Source organism: Moorella sp. E306M, assembly GCF_006538385.1.
Lineage (GTDB): Bacteria > Bacillota > DSM-521 > Neomoorellales > Neomoorellaceae > Neomoorella.
The window spans coordinates 1,758,468-1,772,128 of the sequence record NZ_BJKO01000001.1; the positions used below are offsets into that span (position 1 = coordinate 1,758,468).

At 53.0% G+C, this 13,661-nt stretch carries 13 protein-coding genes; 6 read left to right on the top strand and 7 right to left on the bottom strand.

Annotation, left to right across the window (positions count from 1 at the left end; genetic code table 11):
* The first annotated feature begins 61 nt into the window (after positions 1–61).
* On the top strand, positions 62–1,417 hold the full coding sequence (hydA, locus tag FLZ89_RS09190; protein ID WP_141304840.1) for a dihydropyrimidinase: 1,356 nt from the start codon (positions 62–64) through the stop codon (positions 1,415–1,417).
* Between the two features lie 100 nt (positions 1,418–1,517).
* Positions 1,518–2,498 carry an ornithine carbamoyltransferase gene (gene argF, locus FLZ89_RS09195; RefSeq protein WP_141262807.1) on the top strand — a complete coding sequence of 327 codons (981 nt, stop codon included), beginning with the start codon at positions 1,518–1,520 and terminating at the stop codon, positions 2,496–2,498.
* 121 nt (positions 2,499–2,619) lie between these two features.
* Here the strand turns inward: argF and FLZ89_RS09200 are convergent, their stop codons facing one another.
* From FLZ89_RS09200 to FLZ89_RS09225, 7 genes are all read right to left on the bottom strand, one after another.
* Positions 2,620–4,449: a glycosyltransferase family 39 protein gene (locus FLZ89_RS09200; RefSeq protein WP_141304841.1), complete on the bottom strand. Its 1,830-nt coding sequence runs from the start codon at positions 4,447–4,449 to the stop codon at positions 2,620–2,622.
* A gap of 66 nt (positions 4,450–4,515) precedes the next feature.
* Positions 4,516–5,421, bottom strand: a complete 906-nt coding sequence (locus FLZ89_RS09205; protein WP_141304842.1) for a decaprenyl-phosphate phosphoribosyltransferase — start codon at positions 5,419–5,421, stop codon at positions 4,516–4,518.
* Between the two features lie 53 nt (positions 5,422–5,474).
* A complete protein-coding gene (locus FLZ89_RS16315) occupies positions 5,475–5,609 on the bottom strand; it encodes a hypothetical protein (RefSeq protein WP_256369507.1) in 135 nt (44 codons plus the stop codon).
* Positions 5,610–5,613: 4 nt separating this feature from the next.
* Positions 5,614–5,832 carry a hypothetical protein gene (locus tag FLZ89_RS09210; protein WP_141262804.1) on the bottom strand — a complete coding sequence of 73 codons (219 nt, stop codon included), beginning with the start codon at positions 5,830–5,832 and terminating at the stop codon, positions 5,614–5,616.
* 17 nt (positions 5,833–5,849) lie between these two features.
* Positions 5,850–8,423 carry a heavy metal translocating P-type ATPase gene (locus tag FLZ89_RS09215; RefSeq protein WP_256369508.1) on the bottom strand — a complete coding sequence of 858 codons (2,574 nt, stop codon included), beginning with the start codon at positions 8,421–8,423 and terminating at the stop codon, positions 5,850–5,852.
* 500 nt (positions 8,424–8,923) lie between these two features.
* Positions 8,924–9,799, bottom strand: coding sequence for a prolipoprotein diacylglyceryl transferase (gene lgt / locus FLZ89_RS09220; RefSeq protein ID WP_141304843.1), 876 nt, complete (start codon positions 9,797–9,799; stop codon positions 8,924–8,926).
* 107 nt (positions 9,800–9,906) lie between these two features.
* On the bottom strand, positions 9,907–10,275 hold the full coding sequence (locus FLZ89_RS09225; protein ID WP_172613530.1) for a rhodanese-like domain-containing protein: 369 nt from the start codon (positions 10,273–10,275) through the stop codon (positions 9,907–9,909).
* A 286-nt stretch (positions 10,276–10,561) separates the two neighbouring features.
* On the opposite strand from FLZ89_RS09225, the gene FLZ89_RS09230 reads away from it, so the two are divergent.
* The 4 genes from FLZ89_RS09230 (at position 10,562) to FLZ89_RS15710 (ending at position 13,605) form a co-directional block, all read left to right on the top strand.
* The gene (locus FLZ89_RS09230; RefSeq protein ID WP_172613531.1) at positions 10,562–11,065 is read left to right on the top strand and encodes a hypothetical protein; all 504 of its coding nucleotides are present in this window, start codon (positions 10,562–10,564) and stop codon (positions 11,063–11,065) included.
* An 18-nt stretch (positions 11,066–11,083) separates the two neighbouring features.
* The gene (locus tag FLZ89_RS09235; protein ID WP_141304844.1) at positions 11,084–11,764 is read left to right on the top strand and encodes a hypothetical protein; all 681 of its coding nucleotides are present in this window, start codon (positions 11,084–11,086) and stop codon (positions 11,762–11,764) included.
* 442 nt (positions 11,765–12,206) lie between these two features.
* The gene (locus tag FLZ89_RS09240) at positions 12,207–13,397 is read left to right on the top strand and encodes an FTR1 family iron permease (RefSeq protein ID WP_141304845.1); all 1,191 of its coding nucleotides are present in this window, start codon (positions 12,207–12,209) and stop codon (positions 13,395–13,397) included.
* 49 nt (positions 13,398–13,446) lie between these two features.
* Entirely contained in the window at positions 13,447–13,605 is a 159-nt protein-coding gene (locus FLZ89_RS15710) for a hypothetical protein (protein ID WP_172613532.1), read from the top strand.
* The last annotated feature ends 56 nt before the right edge of the window (positions 13,606–13,661 follow it).

Genomic DNA, 13,661 nt, shown 5'->3' on the forward strand with positions numbered 1-13,661 from the left:
GTCATATCCCCACCAGAAGGTACATTTCTGGCAGAACCCTACTTTTGGGGGAGGGGTTAAAGTGGACCTCTTGCTGAAGGGCGGGTGGGTTGTCACCGCCGAACGGGTCGAGCAGGCCGACGTGGCCATTAAGGGAGAAAAGATTGCCGCCGTAGGTGCGGATTTGACTGCGGAAGGTGCGGTAGTCCGGGACGTAACCGGCAAATATATAATGCCCGGAGCCATTGATGCCCATGTCCATTACCAGATGCCCATCGGTGAGCTCATGACGGCCGACGACTGGTTTACCGGGACACGGCTGGCTGCCTGCGGTGGCGTCACTACCGTCATCGATTATGCCGAGCCGGCAAGCCCGGCGGAATCTTTGACTGCATCCCTGAACAAGCGCCTGGATGAAGCCAGGGAACAGGCCTGCGTCGATTACGGCCTGCACCAGGTGGTCCTGCCCGGCCAGGAGGAAGATGAAGCGGAACTCAAGGCTGTCGTTGACAAGGGTGTTACCAGCTTCAAGGTATTTACCACCTATGCCCAGCGCCTGAGCCTTGCCGCCATAGGCCGCCTGCTGAAAATAGCGCGCCGGCTCGGGGCCCTGGTCACGGTTCACTGTGAGGATCATGAAATAGTTACAGCTAAGAGGGAAGAGTTAATCGCCGCCGGCCGGACGGACCCGGCCTACCATGCCTTGAGCCGCCCGGCAACGGCAGAGGTCAAGGCCATCCAGGACGTTATTGCCCTGGCCGGGGAAGCCGGAGCACCTGTCTATATCGTTCACGTCTCAACCATGGGCGGCGCGGAAGCCATTGCCGCCGCCCGCAGCAAAGGCCAGCAGGTCTACGGCGAAACCTGCCCCCATTACCTGCTCCTGACCGGGGATAAATACGCCGGACCGGACAGCCGCCTTTACCTGATGTGCCCGCCTTTAAGAACAGCAGCCGATAACGAGAGCCTCTGGCGACACCTGGCCGCCGGCGCCCTCCAGGTGGTGGCTACCGATCACTGCAGCTACAGCCGGGAGCAGAAGGCCGCCGGTACGGCCTTTTATAACACTCCCTCCGGCGTACCTGGGACGGAAACTTTATTACCCCTGCTTTATTCCTTTGGGGTCCGCAACGGCTGGCTGACCCTGCCTCAGCTGGTGAGGGTGCTATCCACCAACCCGGCCCGCCTTTTCGGCCTTTACCCGCGCAAGGGAAGCCTCAGGCCGGGGAGCGACGCCGACGTGGTAATTTTTGATCCCCGCCGGCAGATTACCCTGACGGCGGCAAACCTTCATTCGGCGGCCGGTTACACTGTCTTTGAAGGTTTTAACCTTCTGGGCTACCCGGAAGCAACCTACCTGCGGGGCCGGCTTATTTATGATCACGGACGTTTCCTGGGTCAGGCCGGCCAGGGCCGCTTTATTCCCGGCCGTGTTTAAAATTTTTTCTTTACCCGGCAGGATTTTACTAAAAAAAGTTGAATTGGATTAAACGTGATTTAATTAATTAAGCAAAATTTAGCTTAACGGGGGGAACAATATGCAGACCGATTTACGCGGGAGACACCTGATTACCCTGCAGGAGTGGACCAAAGAAGAAATCGATACGGTGCTGGATATTGCCTTTGATCTAAAAAGGCGTAAAGCCTTAGGAGAAAAACACCGCCTTCTCGAGGATAAAACCTTTTATATGCTTTTTTTTGAAAACTCCACCCGTACCCGTAACGCCTTCGAAACCGGTATGACTCAACTGGGCGGGCATGCCATTTTCTTGACTCCCTCGGCAACCCAGATTGGCCATGGCGAGACGGCCAAGGATACGGTAGAAGTCTTAAGCCGCTTTGGTGATGGTCTGGGCGTACGTTACTGCACTTACAAACAAGGAAACGCCTATATCCGGGAGCTGGCCAAATATTCCCGCATCCCCGTTATCAACATGCAGTGCGATTTATACCATCCCACCCAGGCCCTGGCTGATATCATGACCATCCAGGAGAAGTTCGGTAAAAACACGCGAGGCCTCAATTTCACCATTAGCTGGACTTACGCACCTAATTATATCCGGCCCCTGTCCATGCCCCAATCCCTTATCCTCCTGATGAGCCGTTTTGGCATGAATGTCACCCTGGCCCATCCGCCCGAGTTCCATTTATTACCTGAAATTGTAGAACAGGCGAAGAAAAATGCGGAAGAAAACGGCGTCAAATTTAATATTGTCCATGACATGGACGAAGCCTGTAAAGATGCCCATATTATTTATGCCAAGAGCTGGGGCCCCATTGCCTATACCGGCAGCAGGGAGGAAGGCCTGGATCTGATTGAAAAATACAATACCTGGGTAATGGATGGCCGCCGCATGAAGCTCGGCCATAAGGATGCTATTTACATGCATTGTATGCCGGCCGACCGGGGCGTTGAAGTGACGGAAGAAGTTATGGACGGCCCGCAATCGGTAATCTACGATGAAGCCGAAAACCGTCTGCACACCATCAAGGCCCTCCTGGCGGCAACGATGAGGTAAAGGCTGCAACTACGCCGGAGCCGCCCGGTTTGCTGGCTGCGTGGCTCTTACCCGGCAGCGAGGCCGCCTTGCTTCGAGAGCGAAGCGAGGCGGCTTTTTTCTATCTAGAAAGCTGGTATGCCTACTTCATCACCTTAAAGGTTACATAATCGCCGCAGGTAAAAAATGGCTGTAAGACCTGCGGATTTTTTTGCGCCCAGCGGTAATAAAGGGAGGTAGTTGTTGTTAAGAAATACTGGCTGTCCCAGGCTTGCAGTTGGGCCAGCATGTCCGCTTCCGAAGTAGCAATGACGCGGTAGACCCGGTTTTCCAGGCGGGGGCCAAACAGCAGGTAGGGGAAGGCTGTTTCCGTAAAAGCGATGCGCGAACCAGGAGGCACCCGATCAACCCAGGCCAACTCATCACCCCAGGGTGTGATCTGGAAAAAGGTACGTTGCTCCGGGGGCAGGGCCAGGAAGCGGGCTATTACCTGGGGGGTGAAATAACCGTGGGTTAAGCTGCCGGCCAGGGAGATGAGAACCAGGGCCAGGGTAGCGGCCCGCAAGGGCTGCGCCCAAAAACGGGGCAACCTCTCCTCCAGGTAAGCCAGGCTCAAAGTCCCGGCGGCGACAATGAAGATGGTATAACGTGTCCACCAGCTGGACGGCTGGAGCGAGAACAGCAGGGTCAGAGGCAGGAGGATGAGCAGGAGGCGCCGCTGCCTCTCGACCAGCGCCAGGATAAGGGTCACAAGCAGGGCCGGCGCTTCCAGGTAGAGCCACTGAGGGCCGAAGCCTCCCAGGCGCTGGTCAAAGGTGTAGGGACCACTGGTTTCCTGCCAGGAACGCAATAACTGCTGCCAGAAAGGCAGGCCTGCCAGTTCCGGAGGCGTATTTTTTACCATAACCAGGTCGGTTACGCTGCCCTGGCCTGGCCAGAGGGTATACCCCAGCACTTTAAACGTAAAGGGGAAAAAGGGGTTGCCGTACGCCAGCCAGTTACGCAGGTACCAGAAACTGCCCCACACGAGCAGGGCTCCGGCAAAGATAACCAGGGAAAGGAGCAGGTTTTGCCTGTAAGGCTGGTTGGCTGCCCGCCTGGCCGCCCGGTTGCCCGCGATGATAAAGAGAAAAACTACCGCCACATAGGGAGCGGCGGAAGCCTTTATCCCGAAAGTCAGGCCGCCGGCCAGGGCGGCCAGGAGTAAATAGGCGCGCCGCGGGTCATGGTAATAGCGGTAAGCAAAGTAAAAGGCCACCAAGAACATGCCCGCAAAGGCGACATCCACATAGCAGGTCTTGCTCTGGACCAGGACAATGGGCGTCAGGAAAAAAAGGCAGGCTGCTACGGCGCTGTTGGTCTGTCGCAAACCGGTTGCGCGCCCCAGGGCATAGACGGCCACTCCTCCGGCCAGGGCAAAGGGCAGCTGGGTCAGGTCAACCAGAAGGTCGCTGCCGGCAAGCAGCATGTTCCAGGCAAAGATAAGCTCGGTATTCATGGGATACACGTTGGCCCAGATGGTATAGGGGCTTAAAACAATCCGACCGGCCTTTAGCCAGGTGGCCACTGCCGTCAGGTGATAATAGAGGCTGTCCCAGGCATAGGGGGGAAACAGGTATCCCAGGAATACGAGCCAGATGGTTTCCAGCAAGGCCAGGAAAAGTAAAAGCCTGGCCCAGAAATTATGGCGCCAGCAGGCATAAAGCCGGAATTGGTAAGGATACCGGGGGCCAGGGAAGAGGCGCTCCATGAGGATTGCAGCGGCAAGCAGAATTAAATTTAACACCAGCAGGTTGGCAGTTGTCAGGCGCAATACGGTACCGGCCAGGAGCATGGTGAATACGATTTGCCCTGCAGCCAGGGTAAAAATAGCCAGAAACTTTTCAGCGGGGGCCAGACTCCGGCGACGGGTCAAGAAAAAGGCCGTGAGAAGAACTATTAAATTGCCGCTAGTAAAGGCCATCCAGTTCAAATACCAACCCTCCGGTTGCCGCTCGCTGCTGCTGTTTTTATTTTAGGTATCAGAGGCTTCACAACCTTATAACCAGTACAGGATGACAAAGCAGCTGGCCGCCCAGAGGAGGATGGTGGCTGCCAGGGGCTTATCTTTGAGGACCAGGCTTTCCGGCTCGCCGCCGCCCTGGCGGTGGTAGGTCAGGTACAGGTAGCGGCAGATGCCAAAGAGAACCAGGGGTACGGTATACATTAGCTGGGGCCGGGCAGCGCCGATAAAGGTGTAAATGGCATAGACGACAACGGTGGCCGAGGTAACTGTGGCGATAAGCTGGTCCAAGAGTACCAGGGAATACTCAGCCAGGATTCGCCGGTGGGCGGTAGCGTTGTCCAGGAGGACTAATTCATGGCGGCGTTTACATAAAGCCAGGAAAAGGGCCAGAAGGATAACAGCAATGAGCAACCAGGCCGAAACCGGTACCATGATGGCCGCCGCGCCGGCCGTCACCCGTAGGACGAAACCAAGAGCGACGATGAAGACATCAATGAGGACCATATCCTTTAAATAAAAGGAATAGGCCAGGGTCTGGAGGGCATAGGTGAGGCTTATTAGGCCCACCTGCCAGCTCAAAGTGAAGGCCCAGGTGAGGCTACCGGCCAGGATGATGACGGCTGCCGCAGCCGCCGGTAGGGGAGCCAGCAGGCCGGCGGCAATGGGGCGGTGCTTCTTGCGGGGATGGCGGCGGTCCCTTTCCCGGTCGACCAGGTCATTAACCAGATAAGTGCCTCCGGATAGGAGGCAAAAAATGACAAACACCTGGATGGTGCGTACCAGAAGGGGAAAATCCAGCAGGTGGCGGGAAAAAAGGATGGGGGCAAAGACAAAGGCATTTTTCGTCCACTGTTTGGGACGCAGGCTTAAAAAAAGATAACGCCAGAAGTAGCGGCTCATTATAGCTTGCGCCCTGCCGGAGGTTTCCAGTAAACTCATATGTCTTTTGACCTCCACGTTACGTGCTGTGTCCCTACCTATTTTATCCTAATTTACATGGGCATAACAACACCCTTGGTATACTGCTGCCTTAAAAAACGTATCCAGTTGCCGCTGATAATAATGGAAATGAAAAGGGACAGGTGGAAACCTGTCCCCGCTATAACCTGTAAAATTAGCTCTGGCAACCCCTTATCCCAGCACTTTCTTCTTGACGTAAGGAATGATAATGGGCATGGTAATAATCATGGTCAAGATGAAAACCCATATCGTTCCGCCTATACGGGCCACAGCCGTATAGGTTCTCCCGTCAAGGAAGGTGATTACCAGGAAAAGCAGGGCCAGCGCCAGCGAGATACCGGTGTAAATTGTCGCCGCCTGCCTTGCGGCTTTCGCTTCCAGATCTTGCATCCTGTTTTACCTCCTCATTAACCCATTTGGTGGGCCAGCTGCCTATGATGTTCTGCTTTGGCGGCATCTTTCCGCAGGGAGGGCTGGAAGCGCTTTAAAAGGAGTGTATTTAGTGTAACCGAAACCGAACTTATGGCCATGAAGAACGCCGCCAGTTCGGGGCTGACAATCAGCCCGGTAAAGGGGTACAGCAGGCCGGCTGCAATGGGAATACCCGATATATTGTAGATAAAAGCCCATACCAGGTTCTCCTTGATCTTGCGCATGGTGGCGCGGCCGATTTCGAGGGCTCCCACCACATCGCGAATATCGTCTTTGATGAGGATGATGTCACCTGTTTCCTTGGCCACATCGGTTCCGGAGCCAATGGCAATCCCGACGTCAGCCTGGGCCAGGGCCGGAGCGTCGTTAATGCCGTCACCCACCATGGCCACTTTAAGACCCTGGGCCTGGAGTTTCTTTACTTCCTCGGCTTTATCCCGGGGCAAGACCTCGGCCAGGACGGTCTTGATACCGAGCTCACGGGCAATAGCCTGGGCCGTACGTCGGTTATCACCGGTAATCATGGCCACCTTAATGCCCATCCTGTGCAACCGTTCAATAGCGACTTTCGCGTTTTCCTTCAGGGTATCGGCCACGGCAATAATACCGGCGGCTTTACCGTTTACGGCTATCAGCATAGCGGTTTTGCCCTGCTCTTCAAGTTTTTCCATCTGCGCGGTCAGATCGCCCACATTGATGTTATGCTGCTGCATCAAACGGCGGTTGCCTAAAAGGATTTCCTGACCCTGGTAAGTGGCTCTGACACCATGGCCTGGAATGGCTTCAAAGTCCTGTACTTCCTCTAATCCTAAGCCTTCCTCCCCGGCGCCGCGGACAATGGCCTCGCCCAGGGGATGCTCGGAGGGTTTTTCGGCCATGGCGGCCAGCCGCAGGACCTCGCGTTTCTCAAAACCCGGGGCGGCGATCACATCGGTGACCGAAGGCTCGCCTTTAGTCAAGGTCCCCGTTTTATCAAAAACAATGGCATTCAGCTTGCTGCACGCCTCCACAGCATCGGCTCCCTTAAAGAGGATGCCGTTTTCAGCCCCCTTACCTGTACCGGCCATAATCGCACTGGGGGTGGCAAGACCTAAGGCACAGGGGCAGGATATGACCAGAGTGGTTACCGAAAGCAGAAGGGCGAAACCGAAGACGCCGATTTCAGCCAGGCTATAGGGCGAGAGGATAAAGCGGCTATCGGGCAAGAAGAAGGCGTTATAGCCAATAAAGAACCAGAACAGGAACACGATCAGGGCCAGCACGTGGACACCGGCGATAAAGTGGCCGGCCACAAAATCGGCCAGTTTTTGAATGGGAGCTTTGGAAGCCTGGGCTTCCTCCACCATCTTGATAATCTGGGCCAGGGCCGTTTCGCTCCCGACCCGGGTGGCCCGGAACTTGAAGGAACCGGTCTTGTTGATAGTCGCCCCCACGACCTGGGAACCAGGACGTTTTTCTACCGGAATACTTTCGCCGGTAATCATGGATTCGTCCACGGCCGAATAACCTTCGATGACTTCTCCGTCCACCGGGATGCTTTCACCGGGACGGACCACGACAACATCTCCTACCTCGACTTCATCGGCAGCAATCTCCATTTCCCGGCCGTCCCGGATAACCCGGGCGGTTTTGGCCTGCAGGCTCATGAGCTTGCGGATGGCCTCGGAAGTACGGCCGCGGGTAATAGCTTCCAGGTAACGGCCCAGGACGATGAAGGCGGTAAGCAATGCGGCAGACTCGAAGAAAGTGGCTCCGCGCCCCCCGAAACCGGCCTCAGGCCAGAGGGTATTGATGGTGGCGATGATATAGGCCGCACCAATACCCGTCGCATAGAGGAGGTTCATATCCGTAGTTCCACGTTTAAGGCCGTTCCAACTGTGAACGAAAAACTGCCAGCCGGGGATAAAAGTGACAGGTGTGGTTAAAGCCCACAGCACATACACGTTCCCCAGCCATTCTGGTATAAAGTAGGGGAAAATCCATACATCGCGGAACATACCGAGCATCACCAGGGTTGCCAGGGGCCAGGCAATCCACATATTGCGGCGCTGGAACCGGATCTCCCTCTCCCGGGCCTCTTTCTCCTGGTCCAGGGCGGCCTGGCCGGTGAGCTTCTCCGTAGCTTCATACCCCAGGGCGTTGATTTCCTTTTTAATGCGCCCCTTGTCCACGGCCCCGGGGTAGAACCGGACTCTGGCCGATTCTGCTGGCAGGTTCACTACTACTGAAGTTACGCCGGGCAGGGCTTTAACGGCTTTTTCCACCTTGGCCACACAGGCGGCACAACTCATTCCCCTTACTGTCAGGAGGACTTCCTCTTCCGGTACCTCATAGCCGAGGGCCTGGATGGTCTTGGCCATCTGAGGCACGCTGACCTGGTCCGGGAAATATTCCACGGTTGCCTTCCCGGCAACCAGGTTGACACGGGCGTCCACTACACCCGCCATATTTTTTAGAGCCTTTTCCACTTTGGCCACGCAGGCCGCACAGGTCATACCATGGACGGCGAAACTTACCTTGACAGGGCCAATCTTTTCACTGTTAGACACTATTTTTCACCACCGGGTAAGTGATTATAAAATATCAGATAAAATGAGTCTTGCCGGCTAGGTCAACATTTAATCTACCCCCCACCGGTATCTTTATCTTGATTATATTTTGATGGCCACATACTGTCAATGAACTTCACAAAAACTACAAAATTTTTTTGGGCGTTTTTCCCAACCGGCGTTACAATTTCCCGGGCGATTAAGTCTATTGAAATCTATTGCAAATAACACCTTCCTTTTTGGGTGATTAGCCGTCCTGTCCGGTGCATTATAAAAGCCTTCCCCTTTCTTTTAGGGAAGGGGAAGGCCGGCTCCTTGGTTTCAACTGGGCAGTTTAACGTCATGCCCGGGACTAAATTCAGCAGCCTTCTTTGCAATGGGCAACTGCCCTCAGCATCCAGCGCTTCCTGGTCAATTTTGATCCCTCCTCGTGGTGGTAGCCTATATAAAATTGTACTAGAACATGTTTTATCCTGTCTATAGTTTGCGGCATGGAGATCTTATGGTCCCAGGCTATAAAAGACTGTGAGGGACAGACCAATCAGCAAAACCAGGACTAAAAGTTGCACCGCAAGCCGGTCTTCTATAGCTGCTACCAGACCCCGAAGTTCAGCTGTGGCGTCCACCACGGGAGCGCCGGAGTTTTCCGGCGGTCTGGTACGTTTCTTCAAGATCATACTGGCCAGGGCGGCAGTAGCAATAAACACCAGGCTGGTCACATGGGCTACGGACAGGGGGCCTAACACCAGCGGGTTGTAACGTACAAACTCTACTAGTCCCCTGATGGCAGCATAGAGGATAATAAAGTGGATAAAGAGCTGGCCCTCATAGGTAATTTTCTTCCTTCGCCGCCACAGGTAGAAGAGAAGGAGGTAGTCGAGGATAAACTCATAGACCTGGGCCGGGTGGAGCAGTTGCCCGTTGACCATAACCCCCCAGGGCCAGGCGCTGCCCATTGGGCGGCCGAAAACGTCACAACCTACCCTGCCAATAGCAATTCCCAGGGCCAGTCCTGGTGCAACAATATCGGCCAACCGCCAGAAGGGTATGCGCTGGCGTCGGCAAAAGATTAGGCCCGCTAATACGCCCCCGACCAGCGCTCCCTGGATGGAAAGACCGCCAGCCTGGAGGTGGAAGAATTGCCATGGATTTTGCCAGTAATAGACGGGATCGGCAATAACTACGTAGCCGACCCGGGCGCCGATAATGCCTAAAATAAGGGCCAATAAAGTAAAATCAAGGACCTTATCTTCGTTTAATCCTTTCCGCCTGGCCTCCCGTAAAATGATAAAGACGGCTGCCAGGACGCCCAGAGCGATCATAAAACCGAAAGTGTTTATTGGCAAGGGACCTAAAGAAAAAAGTACCCGTCGCATTCGCTACCCCTCTAACTTTAGCATCTTCGTGCCGGCATCTAAATGTTTCTCCCTGTTACCTCGTTACCGGGCCACTTTCTGGTGCGATCCCTGGGGCAACTTTCGTCCTACGCCAGTTTTCTAACAGGTGATCTCTCCAGAAACGCTCCATTCAGATCGATATACTCGTTAATACCACCATGAAGAATAGCAATTCTATATCCTAACAGGGTTAGCAGAGACCCTATCAGTGAGGCTCTCTGTCCGGTATTACAGACAAGTAGCAAAGTCTTGTCTTGAGGAATGGATTTCAGGGCAACGCCAATTTGATCCCAGGGTAGATTCCAGGAATATCTTATTCTTACTGCTTGGAAGGCTTCAGCATTACGGATATCCAAGATGACCATATTTGCACACGGCCCGTTCTGCAAAAGTTCATCCAGTTCATCAGCTTCAATATAAATCCGTTGGGAAGTAATTTGTTCTAAGATTTCCATGACTTTAGCTGGTTCCACTTTGTATACCCCCATCGCTTTCGACTACCCACCACCGGTATCCTATGCCGATTATATTTATCAAGCTATCCGGTGTCAAGGAACTTCACAAAAACTACAAAATCTTAGCACATCATATCGGTCCCGCCGGGTGGGTTCATTTTAAAGGCAGGGTTAATTCCTTTTACCGTTGTAAGGAGTCTTTATACTATCTTCTATTTTACATCAAAAACATATCACAATTAGCAGCTACAATAGAGGCAACAATATTACTACAGGGGGCGGTTGAATGAGTGCAGCTAAAAACTTGGGCTTAAAATCAGCAGTAATAACCGGAATCATAGCGGCCCTCGCCTTAATGGCTTTCTATTTTTTGCTGGTTGGTATCAGCTCCCGTTCATGGCAACATAGCCTTGAACTCCTGAGGCAGGATCGCTTTTATGTTGGGGCCATTGCGGTCGGGTTTGGGATTCAGGTAGGCCTTTTTGTCTATATCCGGCAACTACAAAAACTGGTGCGGGTAGGTGGTGCAGGTGCAGTGGCTGCTTCGGGCACCGGTACCTCGACAGTTTCCATGCTGGCTTGCTGCCTGCATCACGTTGGGGACTTGTTACCTGTTATTGGTGCTTCTGGGGCGGCAATCTTTTTTGAACAGTACAGATATCCTCTTATGTGGCTGGGTATCAGTATCAATTTGCTAGGTATTTATCTTATGTTACGGATCATCGCCAGAAATAACCTCTGGCCATCACGGGTGGCGGCCAAAATTACGGTACCTCCAGTTGCCAGGTAGAGGAAGGTGGAGCACGCAATGAAAAAGCACAGAAGCCTATTATTTATAATTTTTACTAGTACCGTTATCGTGATAGCTGTCTTCCTGTCTGGCTGCGGACAGAGCAAAAAAGAAGTTAAAGAAGTACCCCGGGTTTCCCAGGAGCAGGTAAATACTGGAGGAACAAATGCCCCGGAAAATTCCCGGACAGGTCAGGCCGGAGAAGAAAAGACAGCGGCCACCGCAAGCCAGCCGAAAACTAACCCCGACCAAAATAACCAGGATAAGAGTCAAAAGCCGCCAGGTAATCGGTCGCCGCTACCCGGCAGGCCTTCTGATACCAGGTTTTATGAACGTCAGGATTTCCAGGGCGGGATTGAGGTTGAAGTTATCTGGTTAACACCTGAATATTTGCAAGCCCTTGGACAAAAATTGACTCCAGAGGAGGAGAAGGACCTGGCTACCAACTTTGTTTTTAATATAGCTTTGACAGCCCATTCCGGCAACCTGATGGAATTTAACTTTAGCGGAAACACGTCTTTAAAGGTCAACGGTCGCGATGCCGGCCAGGGCACCTGGGAATTTGTATACCAGGATTTCCATCATCCGGAAGGCATGATCCGTTTCAAAGTTCCTGCCAACGAACCTGTAAGAGAGTTAACCTTAAGTATCAATAACCTAGGTGGTGTACCAGTACGCGAGTTTAAATGGGAATTATAGGGCCAGTTGTCCTTTTAATCCGGACGGAAAAGCAGACCACCGGTTTTAAGATAACAATATTGCAGGCAATTAGCAGGCGTATTGGCAACTGCTTACGCCTGTTTTTGTTTTAATCCCGTTCTGGAATACTCGGCTCCCGCCCACAAAATAACTTTTCAGGTATACCCATTATCATACCTGCTCTCGACAAGTCGCCCCTTAAATAAAAGTGTTTTTACCGGATAACTTGACATTGGCAGGAGTGGTAAATATAATTAGTAACGTAAAGAATGAAAATCATTATCAATGAGGGGGTGCCCTTTAGGTTGAGGCTCAAGCTTTATATTTTTTCAATGAGAATGGGAATCAATATCAATCGGGTGGGCCGGCTTGACCGTGGTCGGCCGGCTTAAGGGCTCTACGGGCAATAGTAAAGAATCTTGACAGAAAGTGGGTAGGGATAATGCGTCGAGTGTTGCTAACCATTCTGGTGTTACTGATACTTATCCTGGCCTGGCAACGCACGGGCCTGGCGGCAATAGCATGGAAAAAAGTTGCACACGATATAGAGGATGTGATGCAGCATTCCCTCAATGCCTACCGGCAGGGAGATATAGAGAAGGCCAAAGGACTGGTTAACGATGCGTACTTTGACTTATTTGAAAAGGAAGGCATGGAAAGGGCGATACTATCCAACATTTCAGGTCGCCGGGCTGCCGTGCTGGAAGATGAGTTTAGCAACATTAAAAAGATGATGACTAACCAGATGCCCGTTGCCCAGGTTGAACGGGCCATCGGGGAACTGGTTGTGATGCTGCGGGAAGATGCTGCCCGGCTGGACGGTACGGAACAAAACCCATTTGAGATATTCCTTTCATCCTTTCTTATTTTAATCCGCGAAGGCTTTGAAGCTATCCTGATCATCGGTGCCATAATCGCCTACCTGATCAAATCAGGTAACGGCCACAAAGTAGGTACTATCTACTCCAGCTCCGTCCTGGCTGTGCTGGCCAGTCTCGTGACGGCCATAGCCTTACAAATAGTCTTTCGAGTCAGCAGTGCCAGCCAGGAAGTCCTGGAAGGCATAACCATGCTGCTGGCAACAGTAGTCCTTTTCTCCGTCAGCCACTGGATGGTAGGGAAGGCCGGAACAAAAGCCTGGCAACGTTATATTGAAGATAAAGTTCAGGACTCTTTGAGCAGTGGCAGCACCCTAGCCCTGGGGGCCGCTGCTTTCCTGGCCGTCTACCGTGAAGGAGCGGAAACGGTTCTCTTCTACCAGGCCTTATTAAGTAACACCGGTAGCGCTACAGGTATGATTTGGCTGGGCTTTGCCCTGGGTTGTGTGGCCCTGGTCGCCGTCTTTCTGCTGGTCCGTTACGGGAGTTTAAAGATACCCATGAAGCCTTTCTTCCTGGGCACCAGCCTCCTGCTTTACTACCTGGCTTTTGTTTTTGCCGGCGATGGCGTTAAAGAACTGCAGGAAGCCGGATTTGTAGGCGTAACGCCTGTACCGGGCGTTCCAGCAATAGACCTCCTGGGGATTTACCCCACCTGGCAGACCCTTTTCCCACAAATAATTCTCCTGGCGATGGCAATAGGCGGGGTGATGTATCAACGGCGGAATGACCGAAGCTTCTCGGCAAGGGAATAACATTATGGCTATGTATTTAACGTGAGCGGCGTGAAACTTCACGGCCGGCGTGATATATACCCGGCCAGGAGGAAAAGGTTCCTCACTGGCCGGCATTCTCCTGGGTTCAGGCCTGGCGTTAATGGCCGGCTTGGCTGTTCTCCGGGTGGCACCTGCCCTGCCGGAAAGTATATTATTAGCCGTCATTACGGCAGGCTTCATGACTTAGCAGCTTGCTCCCGGAGTTGACGGGTATTTTTGTGTATAAATTAACCTTTAAAGGGT